At 40.4% G+C, this 17,401-nt stretch carries 16 protein-coding genes and 2 tRNA genes; 15 read left to right on the top strand and 3 right to left on the bottom strand.

Annotated features, from left to right (window positions below):
* Positions 1–77 precede the first annotated feature (77 nt).
* Entirely contained in the window at positions 78–779 is a 702-nt protein-coding gene (locus DW959_RS00690; RefSeq protein WP_243023277.1) for a DUF6198 family protein, read from the bottom strand.
* Between the two features lie 282 nt (positions 780–1,061).
* Here DW959_RS00690 and DW959_RS00695 point away from each other — a divergent pair, with 282 nt between their 5' ends.
* The 7 genes from DW959_RS00695 to sigG all read left to right on the top strand — a co-directional run bounded on the left by DW959_RS00695 (position 1,062) and on the right by sigG (position 10,586).
* Positions 1,062–1,970, top strand: a complete 909-nt coding sequence (locus DW959_RS00695) for a LysR family transcriptional regulator (protein ID WP_117822716.1) — start codon at positions 1,062–1,064, stop codon at positions 1,968–1,970.
* Between the two features lie 120 nt (positions 1,971–2,090).
* Complete coding sequence (locus DW959_RS00700) at positions 2,091–3,743, top strand: alpha-amylase family glycosyl hydrolase (protein ID WP_118614935.1); 1,653 nt, start codon at positions 2,091–2,093, stop codon at positions 3,741–3,743.
* 377 nt (positions 3,744–4,120) lie between these two features.
* Entirely contained in the window at positions 4,121–6,694 is a 2,574-nt protein-coding gene (locus tag DW959_RS00705; protein ID WP_118614938.1) for a tubulin-like doman-containing protein, read from the top strand.
* Positions 6,695–6,847: 153 nt separating this feature from the next.
* Positions 6,848–7,552 (top strand): 4'-phosphopantetheinyl transferase superfamily protein, encoded by a 705-nt coding sequence (locus tag DW959_RS00710; RefSeq protein WP_117807650.1) that lies wholly within the window; start codon positions 6,848–6,850, stop codon positions 7,550–7,552.
* A 51-nt stretch (positions 7,553–7,603) separates the two neighbouring features.
* Positions 7,604–8,107 carry a helix-turn-helix transcriptional regulator gene (locus DW959_RS00715; RefSeq protein ID WP_117807649.1) on the top strand — a complete coding sequence of 168 codons (504 nt, stop codon included), beginning with the start codon at positions 7,604–7,606 and terminating at the stop codon, positions 8,105–8,107.
* A 2-nt stretch (positions 8,108–8,109) separates the two neighbouring features.
* A complete protein-coding gene (locus tag DW959_RS00720) occupies positions 8,110–9,708 on the top strand; it encodes a peptide chain release factor 3 (protein WP_118614941.1) in 1,599 nt (532 codons plus the stop codon).
* A 101-nt stretch (positions 9,709–9,809) separates the two neighbouring features.
* Positions 9,810–10,586: an RNA polymerase sporulation sigma factor SigG gene (gene sigG, locus DW959_RS00725; RefSeq protein ID WP_021943748.1), complete on the top strand. Its 777-nt coding sequence runs from the start codon at positions 9,810–9,812 to the stop codon at positions 10,584–10,586.
* 292 nt (positions 10,587–10,878) lie between these two features.
* Here sigG and DW959_RS00730 read toward each other — a convergent pair whose 3' ends face one another.
* Together DW959_RS00730 and argH are read right to left on the bottom strand one after the other, a co-directional pair.
* Positions 10,879–11,106: a hypothetical protein gene (locus DW959_RS00730; RefSeq protein WP_117807648.1), complete on the bottom strand. Its 228-nt coding sequence runs from the start codon at positions 11,104–11,106 to the stop codon at positions 10,879–10,881.
* A 15-nt stretch (positions 11,107–11,121) separates the two neighbouring features.
* A complete protein-coding gene (gene argH, locus DW959_RS00735; protein ID WP_117807647.1) occupies positions 11,122–12,507 on the bottom strand; it encodes an argininosuccinate lyase in 1,386 nt (461 codons plus the stop codon).
* Between the two features lie 199 nt (positions 12,508–12,706).
* On the opposite strand from argH, the gene DW959_RS00740 reads away from it, so the two are divergent.
* The 8 genes from DW959_RS00740 (at position 12,707) to DW959_RS00775 (ending at position 17,367) form a co-directional block, all read left to right on the top strand.
* A complete protein-coding gene (locus DW959_RS00740) occupies positions 12,707–13,774 on the top strand; it encodes a transglutaminase domain-containing protein (RefSeq protein ID WP_226801002.1) in 1,068 nt (355 codons plus the stop codon).
* Between the two features lie 91 nt (positions 13,775–13,865).
* Positions 13,866–14,390 carry a DUF1700 domain-containing protein gene (locus tag DW959_RS00745; RefSeq protein ID WP_117785011.1) on the top strand — a complete coding sequence of 175 codons (525 nt, stop codon included), beginning with the start codon at positions 13,866–13,868 and terminating at the stop codon, positions 14,388–14,390.
* Positions 14,391–14,509: 119 nt separating this feature from the next.
* Positions 14,510–14,582: transfer RNA gene (locus DW959_RS00750), tRNA-Val, on the top strand.
* Between the two features lie 15 nt (positions 14,583–14,597).
* Positions 14,598–14,671, top strand: a tRNA-Met gene (locus DW959_RS00755).
* A gap of 145 nt (positions 14,672–14,816) precedes the next feature.
* On the top strand, positions 14,817–15,365 hold the full coding sequence (gene ispF / locus DW959_RS00760) for a 2-C-methyl-D-erythritol 2,4-cyclodiphosphate synthase (protein ID WP_118614944.1): 549 nt from the start codon (positions 14,817–14,819) through the stop codon (positions 15,363–15,365).
* A gap of 12 nt (positions 15,366–15,377) precedes the next feature.
* Entirely contained in the window at positions 15,378–16,289 is a 912-nt protein-coding gene (locus tag DW959_RS00765; RefSeq protein ID WP_118614947.1) for a GNAT family N-acetyltransferase, read from the top strand.
* Positions 16,290–16,362: 73 nt separating this feature from the next.
* Entirely contained in the window at positions 16,363–16,884 is a 522-nt protein-coding gene (locus DW959_RS00770) for a DUF6106 family protein (RefSeq protein ID WP_118614950.1), read from the top strand.
* Positions 16,885–16,950: 66 nt separating this feature from the next.
* Positions 16,951–17,367 carry a hypothetical protein gene (locus DW959_RS00775; RefSeq protein ID WP_021943756.1) on the top strand — a complete coding sequence of 139 codons (417 nt, stop codon included), beginning with the start codon at positions 16,951–16,953 and terminating at the stop codon, positions 17,365–17,367.
* The last annotated feature ends 34 nt before the right edge of the window (positions 17,368–17,401 follow it).

Raw genomic sequence — 17,401 nt, forward strand, 5'->3', positions numbered from 1 at the left:
GTAACATGGGAGCGTTCCGGCTCCCTGTTATCCCATTTATGGAATTTTATTTTTCTTCAAAATATTTATATGAAAATTTATTTCTTTCGGGACAGGTAGGTAACAAAAATCATGCGTTTATCAATGATCTGTCCGGCGATAGCAATACCTTTTCCCATTGTAAAAGCTGCAAGGATCGTTCCGATTCCAAGACCTTTGATGTGACCGAGGAAGAAGCCTGTCATACAGGCAGTTGTAAGCAGGCAGATAACGTCAAAAGAAATCTTAACGATTGAATATTTCTTCTTTATGATCTGCGACAGCTCGCGTGGAAAAAGGTCGGTAGGAACGATTGGCAGACCGCAACGGTTGGAAAGCGCGATACCGATACAGATCAGCACATAACTAATTATAAAATAAAGAATCCGGTATCCGATAGCGGTTGGAAGAATGTTGATCCACATTTCATGGACATCAAGCAGTTTCCCGAAGAAAAAACCAACGATAAAACTGCACAGATATTGAGGGACAAATTTCTTCCGTAAAATCATCAGGGTGAGAACCAGAAGTCCCTGAAAGATGTAGGTCCAAGTACCCAAGCTGAACTTTGGGAGCACCTCGGAAAAGGCGTAAGGAACACTCGAAATCGCAGAAATCCCTGCACCGGAATATAACATCAGAACGACTGCGAAGCTGTTTATGCATACGGCAACGATCAGGGCGATCTCTCCATACATGATCCGTTGTGTCATATGAGCATCCGTTTCAGGAATGATCTGTTTTTGTGCATATGTATTCATTTTAAAGTGACATCCTTTCATTTGCGCTTATCATAGATATCTGTAATAGAAGATTTTGATATCATATGTAAGTGTATTTACTTCATTTTATTTATCTTTCACGGTTCCGTATTGTAGCACTCCATGCAAATGATAACAAATAAATAGTTTTTATAATTCTATAGATATTGTCTATATATGATTTGCGAGTATAATAGAGAGAAATGAGAGATATAAATAATTTTGTACGAGAACAGGGAAAATGGATCGAACATCAAAAGTCAGATAGAAAGAGGTAAACGAATGAATTTATTTTACATACGATATTTCGTGGAACTGGCAAAGGAACAGCAGTACACGAAGGCAGCAAAGAATCTGAACATCACACAGCCGAGCTTAAGCCATGCGATTCACCAGTTAGAAGAAGAACTTGGGGTATTATTATTTGAAAAGACAGGACGTAACACTGTACTTACGAGGTATGGAGAAGAATTTCTGGTCTATGCGGAGAATACGATCCGGACGCTTGATCAGGGCATCCGCCTGATGCAGAAGGCAGCACATGGAGAAGGTGTCATAAGATTAGGGTTTGTCCGACCGCTTGGTATGGACTTTGTTCCGGGACTGGCTGATGATTATAGGAAAAGGTTACAGGATGAAACGGTTCAGTTTTCATTTCATACAGGAACAACACATGAGTTAATAAATGGACTGAAGGAGAAACAGTACGATATTATATTCTGTTCCAGACCGGTGGATGAAAGCGGTCTGTCTGTTCTTCCGGTTGGCAGACAGGATCTTGTCGTGATCACCCCGGAGGAACACCCGCTCGCAGAAGAGAAAAATGTAGATCTTGCGGACACATTAAAATATCCGCAGATTTATTTTGCGGAAGGTTCTGGTATGCGGGATGTGATAAACGAATTATATAGCTTGATAGGTGAGACACCGCAGATTGCTTATGAGACAGAAGAAGATGAAGTAATTGCCGGCCTTGTAGCGCATAACTTTGGAATTGCTGTTGTTCCTTATATGAAGCTCTTAGAACGGCTTACGGTAAAAATCCTGAAGCTAAGAAAGCCCCGGGCAGACCGGATGTATTATATGGTCTGTGACGCGACTGCTTATAAGCCTCCCTGTGTACAGCGTTTTTATGATTATGTGTCGGAAAAAAATGAAATGCAGGAAGATAAATTTATATGGAATATATAGAAAATCGGAATTTGCATAAAAGTTTCGCGTATACGACAGTTTTGTGGTATAATTTTACATGAGTGATATGTATGGCTTTTTGCAATATGTATACAAAAATGATAAAAGGAGATAAAGACTATGGCATGGTATGACAGCGCAGTATTTTATCATATTTACCCACTTGGATTGTGTGGATGTCCACATGATAACAATGGAGAGACAGGAGCGCATTTTGACAAGTTAAATGAATGGGCGGAGCATGCGAAGCGGATTGGATGCAATGCGATTTATATAGGACCGTTATTTGAATCCGGTTCTCATGGATATGATACAACCGATTATCGCCTGGTAGACAGACGACTTGGAACAAATGATGACTTCAAGCAGTTCGTAAAGAACTGTCATGCAAATGATGTAAAGGTCATCGTAGATGGTGTTTTTAATCATACAGGCAGAGATTTTTTTGCATTTCAGGATATAAAGAAGAACCGGGAGAATTCCAGGTACAAGGACTGGTACTGTAATGTGAATTTCTGGGGTAATAACGAATATAACGATGGATTTTCCTATGATAACTGGGGCGGATATAATCTGCTTGCGAAATTAAACCTCTGGAATCCGGAAGTGAGGAATTATCATCTTGAAACCGTAAAGTTCTGGGTCGATGAATTTGATATTGATGGAATCCGTCTGGATGCTGCGGATGTACTTGATTTTGGCTTTATGAAAGAATTACGTTCCTTCTGCAATGGATTAAAGCCGGATTTCTGGCTGATGGGTGAGGTTATTCATGGAGATTATTCGAGATGGGCAAATAACGATATGCTCCATTCCGTAACAAATTATGAACTGCATAAGGGCTTGTATTCCGGACATAACGACCATAACTATTTTGAGATTGCACATACGATCAAGCGTTTAAATGGCATTGTAGGTGATAAGAAGTTATATACCTTCTGTGATAACCACGATGTAGCAAGAATCTACAGTAAATTAAATAACAAGGCGCATATGTACAATGTAGCGATCCTCGTATATACCGTACCGGGAATTCCATCAATCTATTACGGTTCTGAATTCGGTATACCGGGCAATAAGGAGAATGGTTCAGACTGGAATCTGCGTCCGGATCTGAATCTGGCTGATTTTGATGAAAAAGATGAGCTTCCTGCATTGTATACAACACTTGGACATCTAAAACAGAGATTTCCGGAACTGACCTATGGAGACTACCGGGAATTGTATCTGACGACCGGACAGTTTGCATTTGCAAGATGTCTGGATGGACGTGCAGTTGTAACGGCATTGAATAATGCAGATAACGGTGCACACATGGAGATTAATCTGCCGATTGGTGCAAATAAAGCAGTCAACCTCCTGACGATTGATCAGACAGCAGAAGCGCAGGAGGATACCTGTACCGATGATGCAACAGCAAAGGCATGGGGAAATGCACGAAATGAGTTGCTTGATAAAGCCGGTCAGTTGGTCGGAGCCTCCGGTGAAATCCGCTATAAGGCAGAAGATATCCGTAAGGCATTAGAAGCACTGGAAACAGGCGCAGACTTCGGCCAGGCAGTATGGAATCTGTTTGGAAATCTGAATGATACCATGAATAACATGCATCGTGTGATCGGTGAATTTGAACAGACAATGCATAAGCAGGAGAGAAACTCTGTAGCCGCAGGCGGTGACTGTACAGGCGGAGAAAGCCTTGAGATCCGCGATGGGAAGCTGATCGTAGACCTTCCGGCAAACAAGGGTGTTGTCGTATATTTAACCAATGAATAATATATAATTTGCCTACATTTTACTTATAGTAATGAAAATTACTATGAGAAGATGGTATTAAGTATTTTGTATAATATTTTATTAGAGAAATTTATAGACAGAAAAAGTCCATCAGACTTGTTTTCTGAATGAGCAAGTCTGATGGACTTTTTTGTCGCAAAAATTTATGCATAAAGAATAAGAACTATGCGTGGAATATTAAGATTGCATAGAAAAAAGAATGCAAAACCTCTAAAAAATATGTAGTTTTTTGTTGAAAATCACATAAAATAGTGTTAGCATAAATATATATGTTAGTATATTTGTAACGAGACTGCACAGAATTGACGGAAACCGCTTCTGTGCCGGGGGAATGGTTATAATTAAGGAGATTGTATATGATACTTATTGATACGCAAAAAGAAGAATTTAGCAAGCTGAGGGATATCCGCGTATTTGGAAGAATCAGTCACGATGACCGGTTTAATGGGAATCTGCTGGTGATCGGTCTTGGCGGTGTCGGAAGCAGAACCGTTTGTAACTTAAAGGGGATGATGGTTGATGATATCATACCGGAGGATAATATTCATTTTCTGATGATTGATTCAGACATTCCTGAGATGGAACAGACAATTGAGGACAGCAAAGAGCATGTTGGTTTTAATGCACTTGAAGTATTAAGTATCTACAGACCGAATATTGAAAATATACTTGCAGATGGAATCAAGAAAAATCCGGTACATCCGAATCTTGCAAACTGGATGGATGCAGACTTTCCGGATGTTACAGTGACAAAAGACGGTGCGCATGGCAATCGTCAGATCGGACGACTCATGTTTTCAAATGCTTATGAAGATATCCGTATGCTGTTATTTGACAGACTGGAAGAGATTCATGATAAGGCGAATGGTAATTGGATGGATGTGATCATTGTATCCAGTCTTTCCGGCGGAACCGGAAGCGGTATCTTATCCGATCTTACATATAATATCCGGGCGTGTGGAAAAGCAAAGAAGTGGGCGAATCTTCGAATCGGAGGCTGCCTGTTGATGCCGGATGTTATATTTGGCAACAAGAGCGTAACGGAAGATCCGGAGTTAATGTTCCGGATGATGGCAAATGGCTGTGCTGCGTTAAAAGAAGTCGATTACTATATGAAGCTTTCAGAAAAGGATGATGCATATATATTTGAAAGCACCACCCATAAGCTGGTGATCCGGGAGAATCTGTTCGATGCCTGTATGCTGGTATCCGGTAAGAAGGACAGCCAGGGATACCTGCCGGAGGGTACAGTTCTGATGGACACAGCAAGCTTCCTATATAAACTTGCATGTAACAAATATATCGGTAACAATGATGTAAACGATGACAGAAAGCTGCTTCGGGATGTATTCTTTGACAATGAGAAATATTCTGTGACAAACTGGAAGATGGAACATTCGGATTCTGAGATTGCGACAGCAAATTGTTATTATAAGGTTGTCAGTGAAGCAGATTACAAGATACCGATCCGTGAGATTGAGAATATCTGTGAGAGTGATCTGTTTAACAAAGCATATAAGCGTTTGTTTGTTTCACCATTTGACAATCCGCAGATTGAAGCGGATATCAAGGATGCGTTAAAAGAGCTGGATGATTTTCTTCATGCAGAACCGGGGGATGAGATCAACCTCAGTGTGAACGGATTAATCCAGTTTGGACAGTTTACGAAGCCAACCTATAAGATGATCAAGAAGCATACAGATGGACTCAGAGAACATATGGGTGAGAAGCTTGATAATATGGATAAAGAGCTTCCGGTCATGATCAAGTCCATTAAGAATAAATTGTGGAATTCCTTAGATGCTGTAATTGCCAAATATATCAAGGTATGCGGTCCGTATGCAGCGATTGATATTATCGGAGCACCAACAGCCGGTGTAGCAGATTCTACCAGAGGTATGATGGCAGAGGTTAAGAAGCTGCAGGAGCTTCACAGCAAATATACACCATCCGGTGAATATTCCAGAATTATAGAATCTATATGTGAGATTGTAGCAAAACGTTTCTTCACTTTTCCGTCTGCAAAGCGTGAGACAGAGAATGGATATTATGATGCCTGTATCAAAGAGACACTTGCTTCAGAACGAAATCGGATCATGGATGAGATTGATGCACAGGATCTGTTTGGTGATACACTTCGTTGGTTGCAGCAACGGGCAGAGCGTTTGGATGAGATCTATTCCCAGTTCGGAGAAGATCTGAAGAATTCAATCGAGGATCTTGCAAATGAAGGTAAGGTAACAACGAAGAATATATTAAAGAATGCGGCCAGACATGAATTCCTTCCGACTGATTATGTAAATGACAGTCGTATCAATGAGGTAAAGGATGGACTGATCCGGTTGATGTTAGATAATGAAGCAAATATTGATAACGGAAGAGTTGTTCCAGTCAAGGATGCGATGGAGAAGATTTATCGTCGTTTATTCAGCGGTATCGGAGCATATGGTCCGGAGAAGATGTTATCCGTTGCATTCTCAGATAAGAAACTTGCAGAGAATGATATCAATGTTATGTTTGGTTCACCGACAAATGACCGACGGGATGAAGTTATGCAGAAGGTAGCTGCTGCATTTGTAAATGATATTCAGGAAGAAAAGCAGTTATGTGTGCTCAAGGATGGCTACAAAGAACTTTTGTTGAATAAGCAATATATATCAGTGCCAAATGTAATGCCGTATTTCAGTAGGGCAGTAAAAGGAATCTTGATGGATAAACCATATAATGAGAAGGAGGATTCCATTACATTGAATCCTGGTGAGATCGAGATTTCGATCAATGATATGTATGTCGGCGTGCCTGCATCTATGATGGCATGTACAGCAGAGATGCAGAAAGCCTATAATGCAGTAGATAGTTCTTACAAGGGACTGCATATTGACGAAGTGAATAGGGATATGAGAGATTTCCCGAATCTTTGCACGTTATAATAAATAGTATGAAAGAATCCTACATGTGGAGGTGTATGAAACCGTTAGTGTTTTTCAAACTTTCGTATGTGGGGTTTTTTTAAATTCGATTTTTACCGGAATATGGTTATACTAGAAAAAGGTTTACATGAATAGATAGAAAGGAAAATTTCCATGCTGATTTGGTATGCGGATGTGTCGGATATGACAGAGGAGCAGATGAAAAAGTATCTGGAAGAGCTGTCTGAGTATCGTTTGGAAAAAGTGAATAGGCTTCGATATGAGAAGGATAAGAAATTGTCGGTTGCTGCGGGAATTTTGCTTGACCGGGCGTTAAAAGAGTGTCATTTGTCTGAGAAAGACTGTCGCTATCAGATCATGGAGCATGGCAAGGTTTATCTGGCAGATCATCCTGAGATAGCATTTAATATCAGTCACAGCGGATGCGTTGCAGTTCTGATCTTTCATAAAGAAACGAAGCACGATCTGTCCTGTGGCATTGATATCGAGCTGATACAGGGTGGACGGGAGAAGATCGTGAACCGGTTATTTTCAGAAGCGGATAGAGAACAATATAAGAAGTTGGATCCGGATGCGGCTGCATTATATTTTGCACGGGTCTGGACCCGGATGGAATCATTTGGTAAGATGACAGGAAAAGGACTTGATTTTTCAGAACCGACTCAGAAAAAAATTATGGATCGTTCAGAGATGAAAAAGAAAAATATCTATTTCCGGGAATTCAGAATAACAGATAAAACAGGTCGGAAATATAATCTCTGTGCCTGTGCAAATAAGGAAGGTTTGTTAGAAGAAACTGTATTTTCTGATAAGTCGGTTCTTTTTTCTTCTCAGAATGTAGATTGTGTGGTAATATGATGATGAAAATTTATGTACTGATACATAAGTGAAGTTTTGGAGGAACATGATATGAGTAAAAAAGCTACGAAAGCACTGAATAATCCGTATTATATCGCAAGATATAATGCATCAAAGAATAATCCAAATCTTACCAGCCGGGAAAAGACGGCTGAGATTTTAAATATTGACCGGACGCGGTTATCAAGGATCGAGCTTGGCATGTCAGTTCCTTATCCGGAAGAAGTTCTGGCGATGGCGGATGTATATGAGATACCGGAGCTTTGTAATATGTATTGCTCAGGGGAGTGTGCAATCGGTCGTGAGACAGTGAAACCGATCAATGCAGATAGCCTGGATCGACTGATCCTTCAGTTCCTTGGATCTTCTCAGAAGATGGAGAATATCACGGAGCAACTGATCAATATCACTTCCGATGGAATTGTAGATGAAGGAGAATTGGAACAGTTTGATTCGGTTCTGACTGAGTTGGAAAAAATGTCAGTCAACATTCAATCGTTGATGATGTGGGCTAAAAAAAATAAAGATTCAATTATGAGTAAAAGAGGAAATTAGAAATGGCAGACAAGAATATCGAAAACGAGATTAAGAAAAGAAGAACATTTGCGATCATATCCCACCCGGATGCCGGTAAGACAACTTTAACAGAGAAGTTTCTCCTGTTTGGTGGTGCGATCAATACGGCAGGATCGGTAAAAGGAAAAGCAAATTCCAAATATGCGGTATCCGATTGGATGGATATTGAGAAGGAGAGAGGTATATCAGTTACCTCATCCGTTCTTCAGTTTAATTATGAAGGCTACTGTATCAATATTCTTGATACACCGGGACATCAGGATTTCTCAGAAGACACATATCGAACCCTGATGGCTGCGGATTCTGCTGTTATGGTTATTGATGCATCAAAGGGTGTAGAGGCACAGACGATCAAGCTTTTTAAGGTCTGTGTAATGCGTCATATCCCGATTTTTACATTTATTAATAAGATGGATCGTGATGCAAGAGATACATTTGAATTGTTGGATGAGATTGAAAATGTCCTTGGAATACGTACCTGTCCGATGAATTGGCCAATCGGTTCCGGTAAGGAATTTAAGGGTGTCTATGACAGAGAGACCAAGATGGTCGATACCTTTGAAGCTATCTCAACCGGTGGTGCGAAGAAGGCTGCGGAGACGCAATATCATATCGAGGATCAGGAGCTTAAGGATCTGATCGGACCGTACCTGTATGACCAGTTTAAGGAAAAAATTGAATTGGTTGACGGTGCAACCGATGAAGTCGATCTCGAGAAGGTTCAGAAGGGAGAGCTTTCACCCGTATTCTTTGGTTCTGCACTGAATACATTCGGTATCGATATGTTCCTGAATTATTTCCTGAAAATGACGACACCTCCGCTTGGAAGAATGTCGGATCAGGGTGTGATCGATCCGGTTACAGAACCATTTTCAGCTTTTGTCTTTAAGATACAGGCAAATATGAATAAAGCGCATCGTGACAGAATCGCATTTATGCGTATCTGTTCAGGTAAATTTGAAGCCGGTATGGAGGTTTACCATGCAGCCAGCAAGCGTAAATTAAAATTATCCCAGCCGCAGCAGCTTATGGCGCAGGATCGTAAGATCGTAGAAGAAGCATATGCGGGTGATGTAATCGGTGTATTTGATCCGGGATTATTTTCAATCGGTGATACTCTTACATTTCCGGGTAAGAAATTTCAGTACGAAGGAATCCCGACATTTGCGCCGGAGCATTTCTGCCGAGTTGTTCAGATGAATACGATGAAACGTAAGCAGTTTGTACAGGGTGTTACTCAGATTGCACAGGAGGGTGCAATTCAGATCTTTCAGGAGTTTACAGCAGGATTGTCGGAGATTATCGTAGGTGTTGTAGGTGTTCTTCAGTTTGATGTATTAAAATACAGACTGGAGAATGAATATGGATGTGAGATCCGTTTAGAGCCGATCCCTTATAACTATATCCGCTGGGTAAAAGATCCATCTACAGATCTTACAAAGCTGAAACGTGTCAGCGATGTTAAGAAGGTGAAGGATATGAAGGGTAATCCATTGTTATTATTTGCAAATGAATGGGTTATCAATCAGGTGCTTGAGCATAATGAAGGACTGGAACTGTTAGAGTTCAGAAAGAATTAAATAAATGAATAATCTACCCTGAAAATGTAAATCCTTTTCTTATGAGGCCTAAGAAAAAATCCGTTTGACGGACAGGCAGACATAAGCAGGAGGAACATGATATGGCACTGAACAGGGTAGTGATATGTGGTGTGAATACAGCCAGACTTCCGTTACTGACAGACAAGGAAAAGGATGAATTGTTTGACAGGATCGAGCAGGGAGATATGGCTGCCAGAGAGACCTTTATCAAGGGCAATCTGCGACTGGTTCTGAGTGTGATCCAGAGATTTTCGAATTCAAATGAGAACCCTGACGATCTGTTTCAGGTTGGATGCATAGGATTGATAAAAGCAATTGATAATTTTGACCGGAGTCTGGATGTGAAGTTTTCGACGTATGCAGTTCCGATGATACTCGGAGAATGCCGGAGGTATCTGCGGGATAATAACAGTATCAGGGTATCCAGGTCGTTAAGAGATATTGCATATAAGGCGATCTACACAAAGGATGCTTTGTTAAAGAAGCTGGATCGGGAACCGACCGTGGATGAAATTGCAAAGGAGATCGATGTAGCACCGGAAGATATCACGACAGCACTGGATGCCATATCGACACCGGTTTCATTATATGAGCCTGTTTATCAGGAAGGCGGAGATACGTTATATATCGTAGATCAGTTAAGTGATAAGAAGAATAAAGAAGAAAATTGGGTAGAGAATATTTCATTGAAAGAGGCAATGAAGAAATTAAATGAGAGAGAATATAATATATTAAGGCTCCGTTTCTTTGAAGGAAAGACACAGACCGAGGTCGCATCGGAGATCGCCATTTCACAGGCGCAGGTCAGCCGTATCGAAAAGAGTGCGATCAAATCGCTAAAAGGCTACCTTCGATGAGACATGAACGATAAAGAGGTATCTATATATTATTTCTACAGAGCATTTTCATTCTATTTTACGCTGTATAACTTCGAACTAACCTCGGCTGATAGCCTTGGTAAGGTCTCAGTTATCACGTAGCGGTACTAAACGCACCGCCTTGCGGTTCGTTAAGGACCGACATGAAAAGGGTCAGTAGAACAAAATATAGATACCTCTTTATCTGTTTACGGGTAAATCTGTGTTATTGTGATTTCCCATATTTTATTATAGTTTTTTACATTTATTGTGCTTTTTTGCTTTGACCTATTTAATTTTTTTGTTTGGCTTCTAACTGTGACTTGGCTTCGGTGGCAAGCTCTGCCATATAATCCTGAACGGTTGTGCCGCCGGTGTCGCTGTTTTTCATGAGATTTGCTTTCAGTTTTTCTACTTCCTCAAGTGGAAGATCACTCATCATGGCAACTTCGGCCGGTTCGATGTGAACATTTAACATTCGTTCTGCCAGATCATATTTTGCTTTTGTTGTTCGATTCAATTCTGATTCATCTCCTTACTTATTCAGATCCTTCAGATAAGCTTCGTTGATCTCGATGATCTTATTCATGGCTTCCGGTCCCGGAGCACCAATCGTATTACGTTTATTGACACATTCTTCCATACTGATCGCCTGATAGATGTCGTCTTCAAATACCGGGCAGATTGCCTTGTAGTCGTCTAATGGAAGCTCATCCAGTGAGATGTTCCGTTCGATACAGGCGAGAACCAGTTCACCTACGATGCCGTGCGCATCCCGGAATGGAACACCGTGGTTTACCAGATAATCGGCAGCATCCGTAGCATTTGTGAATCCGTTCTTTGCAGATGCTTCCATGCGGTCTTTATTTACAGTCATAGTTTTTATCATACCGTTAAATAATGCGATACATCCTTTTACGGTATCGATCGCATCAAAGGTAAATTCCTTATCCTCCTGCATATCCTTATTATAAGCAAGCGGAATCCCCTTCATTGTGGTAAGGAGAGAAGTCAATGCACCATAGACACGTCCGGTCTTACCACGAACCAGCTCTGCGATATCAGGGTTCTTTTTCTGTGGCATGATCGAGCTTCCTGTGCTGTATGCGTCATCCAGTTCGACAAACTGATATTCATTTGTATTCCAGATAATGATCTCCTCTGAGAAACGGCTCAGATGCATCATGATCGTTGAAAGTGCAGATAATAATTCGATACAGTAATCGCGGTCTGCGACAGAATCCATACTGTTAAGGGTAGGACCTGCAAAGTCAAGAAGGGAAGCAGTTAATTCGCGGTCCAGAGGATAAGTTGTGCCGGCTAAAGCACCGGAGCCCAGTGGACAGTAGTTCATTCTTGCATAGATATCACACAGACGGCCGTAATCGCGCTTGAACATCTCCATGTATGCACCAAAGTGATGGGCGAGAGTGATCGGCTGCGCCTTCTGTAAATGTGTAAATCCAGGCATATATGTGTGAATATGTTCCTTCATCAGGGAATGTAAGGTGTTCATTAATTCCAGCACAAGAGCTTTAATTTCGACGATCTCATCTCTTACATAGAGCTTCATATCAAGAGCTACCTGATCATTACGGCTTCTTCCGGTATGTAATTTCTTACCGGTATCACCGATACGGTCGATCAGATTTGCTTCTACAAAGCTGTGAATATCTTCATATTTGGATGTGATTTCAAGTGTGCCATTTTTTACATCGGTAAGGATGCTGTTTAAGCCGTCGATGATCTGATCACGTTCTGCTTCCGTAAGAATGCCGGATGCTGCAAGCATAGTAACATGTGCGATGCTTCCGCGGATATCCTGTTTATAGAACTTCTGATCAAAAGAGATCGAAGCATTAAAGTTATATACTAATTGGTCTGTTTCTTTTGTAAAACGACCGCCCCAGAGCTGTGCCATAATGTAGTTCCTCTTTTCTCTAAATTTATTTTAACTGTTTCATTTTACAACAGGATGAGAGCTTAATCAACAAAAACAGGGATTAGCAGAAGAATTTTGCACGGTAAATATCAAATTTTTATGAAATAGATATTTACAGGTTTACAGCAGTTGCGGACAGATGATAAAATAACCTAAATTGTCAGAATGGATGGATTGGATGAAGAAACGACATTTTATTTTGAAAGGAATCATTACGGCACTTGTGCTGATCGTTCTTTTCTATACAGGAAGATGGGCATTTTTTAATATATTTCATCGTCAGGATGTTGTGGACGGACTGGTAGCATTACGAACAAATGTGATGCATTCGATGGAAGATGGAAATGATTCTGATATCTTTTATGTAAAAAATGTAAAGATAAAGGATATAAGTGATATCAATAAATATGTGGATTCGGCATTTGGAAGTGTAGATACCTATCGAGTACTGGTGTCCTCCGGCGATTATCTTGCAATTCAACTTTCTTTTGATCGGAGTGAGAATTATTATGTGATCCGGAAGGTACTTTTTGATGAAGAGATACCATCGGATAAAAAGAAAGCACTTGCCATGTATGATTCATATATAGAATTTTACAAGACCTGCATCAAAGAACCGATGAGCGATTTTGATAAGGAGAAAGCAGCACATGATTATCTGATAAAGAACTGTGTATATGGCTTTCCAGAGGAACAGCAGGATGCATATGATGCTTATGGTGTTCTTGTATCCCATAAGGCGGTCTGCGATGGCTATGCAGAGGCATTTTTTATGCTGATGACCTGTTTGGATATTCCTTGTGATATTGTGGTAGGGACTGCGGATGGAGATCTGCATGCATGGAATCAGATAGAACTTGACGGGGAATGGTATAATATTGATCTGACCTGGGATGATGCGGTTCCGGATATGGGTGAATATGTAAAACACACATATTTTAATCTGACAGATGATACACTTGCCGAAAATCATACATGGGAACGGGAGTTTTACCGTACCTGCACAGATACAGATATGAATTATTATGTGAAGACGTTTGCAGTATTTGATGATTTTGAAGCATATAAGAAAGGAATCACGAAGCAGATCGGACGCTCGGATGTGCTCGAAGCAATTGTTTATTATATGGATACGGACAGACCGGATCTGTCATTTCTCTATGACAGTTCGGCTATAAAAAAACTTAAGTATCTGGTTGAAGATATGGGAGAATATTATGTGATCATTGTATATGTAAATACATGATTTTATTATTGTAAAACAAAATGCCCGCGACAGTACGGGAGAAAGGAAAACTCAATGTCTGATGAACAGGCGAGGGTGAAGTGTGATAGATATGAGCAAGAAAGAATTTATGGATCAGCTCAGAGAAGGGCTGGATGGCAATGTATCATATGAGAAATATTGTGAAACAATAGAATATTATGAGTCTTATTTCCGGAGAAAACTGGCAGAAGGAAAGACTGAGGAGGAGATTGTTGCGGAACTTGGCTCCGGGCGACTGATCGCAAAGACGATTGTTGATACCGCAGGAGCTGACCGGACAGAACAGAGTTATACTTATACAGAGACAACAGGCGGCAGACGCGGAAGTGTGAGCCGAGATGGAGAAGACGCACCAAAGGGCTGGCATGTCAAAATGGATGAAAATGGAAATACCAGTGTCTGCTTTGGAAAACTTGATTTTTCTACAACGCTTGGGAAGGTTGTGATCGGAATCGGACTTATTTTATTACTTGCATTGATTGTATTGCTTGTTGTGATTGGAGTTAAGATTCTTGTATATGTGATCATTCCGGTTGCTGCAATTTTGTTTATTGTGAACCTGATTATCAGTCTGATCGACAATCATCGAATGTAGTCGGAAGTAGAATTTTTAACAGATAAAAAAGTTTTAAAAAAAGTTGAAAAAAGTTCTTGACAATTATCGGTATATCCCTTATACTAGCAAAGGTGTTCGACAGAGAACACAAACGAAATGGGATCTTAGCTCAGCTGGGAGAGCATCTGCCTTACAAGCAGAGGGTCACAGGTTCGAGCCCTGTAGGTCCCATTTAAAATAAAATATGGCGGGATAGCTCAGTTGGCTAGAGCATGCGGTTCATACCCGCAGTGTCGAGGGTTCAAATCCCCCTCCCGCTACTAACCTTTAATCGTCATGAATGTCATGACGATTTTTTTCTTTGCCGAAAAGTTTGTTGATTATGAATGGATAAATTATTATAGAATGGATAAACATTTTATCATCGGGTGAGATGGGTAAATAAGAAATAAGGAGAAATCAAATATGCGAGTTGGAATGGGCTATGATGTTCATAAATTGGTAGAAGACAGAAAGTTGATCCTTGGCGGAGTGGAGATTCCATATGAGAAAGGACTGCTTGGGCATTCAGATGCAGATGTTCTGCTACATGCGATCATGGATGCGCTTCTTGGAGCAGCGGCACTGGGAGATATCGGCAGGCATTTTCCGGATACAGATGACCGTTATAAGGGTGCAGACAGCATGGTGCTGTTAAAGGAAGTGAAGAAGCTTCTGGACGAGAATTTTTTCTTTATAGAGAATATAGATGCGACAGTGATAGCACAGCAGCCGAAGCTTGCCCCATATATAGAAGATATGAGAAAGAATATTGCAGAATGTCTGGAGCTTCCGGTGAACAGGGTGAATGTGAAGGCTACGACAGAGGAAAGGCTGGGATTTACCGGAGCAGGCCTTGGAATCAGTTCACAGGCTGTCTGTCTGTTAGAGACTGTTGGAAACTATGATTATGATGTTATGGGAATGAATCAGGGAGGCTGTGCCGGTTGTCAGGGCTGTCCGGTCAGGCAGTAGGTAGTTTCGGGTATGAATGAAGAAAGATACGATCATATGGATTGTAAATCGTTTGATTCGATCAGGATAGAGATTGCCGGAGCGGAAGATTTGAACGAGATACGAAAACTCTGGAAACAGTCATTTGACGATCAGGATGCATATATGGATTATTATTTTTCAAGTGTAGCAATAAGGAATCAGATCTTTGTGGCAAAGAATGGCTCTAAGATCATTTCCATGGTGCATTTAAATCCATATACTCTTGCTGAGACGACAGCAGGAGTGACAGCATATAAAAAGGGCGGTTATGTTGTCGGAGTTGCGACAGTCCCGGAATTTCGCAAACAGGGAATTATGTCGATGTTAATGAAGTATGTACTGTCATATGCGGCAGAGAATAATTACGATTATATTTATCTGATGCCGGAGAAAGAGATCTATTATAAAGGACTGGGATTTGCTCCGGTGGTAGAAAGCGGCTTTTATAATATAACAGATCTGAAACCTGAGAAGAATAATTATGAGCTTTGTGGGCTGGAAGATATAACAGATGAACAGTTGGAGAGCTTTTCTGAAAAACTGACACAATGCTATAATCTCTTTGTACCACGAACCAGAGCCTATCTGGAGGATCTTGGAATGGAATGTCAGTCTCTATTCGGTGATGTATATATCATAAAGGATGAGAATGAGATAGCGGCAGTATATGGAACTATGTATGATGGAGATTATGCAGAGATCGTTCAGTATTGTACAGATACCGGTTCACTTGATCCGTTGTTATATGGCGTTTGTGAGAGTGGCATCCGGGTATTTCCGGAAATCGAACTGTTTGGAACTTATGCGAATCATAAGATGATAAAGAAAGGTCATGGGATCATGTTTTATGAGCCGTATATGGAGTGCACAGAATTATATAGAAAATTAGATCATATTTCATAAATGAAGTGGTTTAAAAAAGTATGGATACCATGTATAATAATTATAGAATGTATATACAAAAAGGAGAAATAAAATGACAACAGATGGATATGTAGAACATATAGTGAAAACAAAGACTTCTGCCGGAATCATGGCATTGATCGTACTTGGAGCAATTATCACTGTGGTGGGAGCATTTTTTATGTTCTTTGTACCGGGAGGCGCAATCTTTGGACTTCCGCTTGCGGTTGTTGGTGTGATTATATTTTCACTTGCAATCAATCGAAAAGAGTGTGAGTTTGAATATTTGTTCGTAAATGATGATGTTGAGGTTGCAAGGATTACCGCAAAGAGCAGCAGAAAACAGATGTATCATTTTGAAGGCGGAGAAGTAAAGCAGATCACGACTGTAGATTCAATCTATAGGGATAATGAGCATCAGGCAAATTCCGGTATTAAAACGATGAATTTCACTTCAAAGGATAAGAACACAGAGAATCCTGTTTATTCTTTTATTCTGAATAAGAATAACCGCACAGAGGAAGTCCTGTTAGAGCTTGATGCAAAGACGATTGAACATGTAAAACAATTTTTTAAGGGAAAAATCCGGGAATAGAGAAAGTCAGGAACAGACACATATTTATAAGCAGAAAGACAGATACTATAAAAAGAGGTGCTTGCGATGAAGATTACTTTTTTTAAATATCTGTCTTTGTTTTTGACCGGAGGGATGGTATATTATTTTCTTGAGATATTTACCAGAGATTATTCTCATTATTCCATGATAATTTGTGGGGGGCTGTGTATGATTGCCTGCGGAGGTTTGAATCAGATGTTCCCGAGAATGCCGATTCCGCTACAGATGATTTTATCGTCAGGGATCATAACTTTGTTTGAATTTGTAACCGGAGTTATCGTAAATCTGATCTTTCATGTTGGAGTATGGGATTATTCATACCTGCCATATAATGTAATGGGGCAGATATGTCTGCCGTATTCTGTGCTGTGGATGTTTCTTTCATTGATCATAATATTTGTGGATGATGGAATCAGGCATTTTCTGTTTGGAGAGGAATTACCGGAGTACAGATTATTTTGAATAAATGAAATGAGAGTTTTTTATTGCTGAAGAA

This window comes from Clostridium sp. AM46-21, from assembly GCF_003480025.1.
In the GTDB taxonomy this organism is placed as follows: Bacteria; Bacillota; Clostridia; order Lachnospirales; family Lachnospiraceae; genus Coprococcus; species Coprococcus ammoniilyticus.

What these genes read in the sequence shown, in the direction of transcription:
- DW959_RS00690 (WP_243023277.1), bottom strand. Translation starts at nt 779, where the DNA reads ATGAATACATATGCACAAAAACAGATCATTCCTGAAACGGATGCTCAT.
- DW959_RS00695 (WP_117822716.1), top strand. Translation starts at nt 1,062, where the DNA reads ATGAATTTATTTTACATACGATATTTCGTGGAACTGGCAAAGGAACAG.
- DW959_RS00700 (WP_118614935.1), top strand. Translation starts at nt 2,091, where the DNA reads ATGGCATGGTATGACAGCGCAGTATTTTATCATATTTACCCACTTGGA.
- DW959_RS00705 (WP_118614938.1), top strand. Translation starts at nt 4,121, where the DNA reads ATGATACTTATTGATACGCAAAAAGAAGAATTTAGCAAGCTGAGGGAT.
- DW959_RS00710 (WP_117807650.1), top strand. Translation starts at nt 6,848, where the DNA reads ATGCTGATTTGGTATGCGGATGTGTCGGATATGACAGAGGAGCAGATG.
- DW959_RS00715 (WP_117807649.1), top strand. Translation starts at nt 7,604, where the DNA reads ATGAGTAAAAAAGCTACGAAAGCACTGAATAATCCGTATTATATCGCA.
- DW959_RS00720 (WP_118614941.1), top strand. Translation starts at nt 8,110, where the DNA reads ATGGCAGACAAGAATATCGAAAACGAGATTAAGAAAAGAAGAACATTT.
- sigG (WP_021943748.1), top strand. Translation starts at nt 9,810, where the DNA reads ATGGCACTGAACAGGGTAGTGATATGTGGTGTGAATACAGCCAGACTT.
- argH (WP_117807647.1), bottom strand. Translation starts at nt 12,507, where the DNA reads ATGGCACAGCTCTGGGGCGGTCGTTTTACAAAAGAAACAGACCAATTA.
- DW959_RS00740 (WP_226801002.1), top strand. Translation starts at nt 12,707, where the DNA reads ATGAAGAAACGACATTTTATTTTGAAAGGAATCATTACGGCACTTGTG.
- DW959_RS00745 (WP_117785011.1), top strand. Translation starts at nt 13,866, where the DNA reads ATGAGCAAGAAAGAATTTATGGATCAGCTCAGAGAAGGGCTGGATGGC.
- ispF (WP_118614944.1), top strand. Translation starts at nt 14,817, where the DNA reads ATGCGAGTTGGAATGGGCTATGATGTTCATAAATTGGTAGAAGACAGA.
- DW959_RS00765 (WP_118614947.1), top strand. Translation starts at nt 15,378, where the DNA reads ATGAATGAAGAAAGATACGATCATATGGATTGTAAATCGTTTGATTCG.
- DW959_RS00770 (WP_118614950.1), top strand. Translation starts at nt 16,363, where the DNA reads ATGACAACAGATGGATATGTAGAACATATAGTGAAAACAAAGACTTCT.
- DW959_RS00775 (WP_021943756.1), top strand. Translation starts at nt 16,951, where the DNA reads ATGAAGATTACTTTTTTTAAATATCTGTCTTTGTTTTTGACCGGAGGG.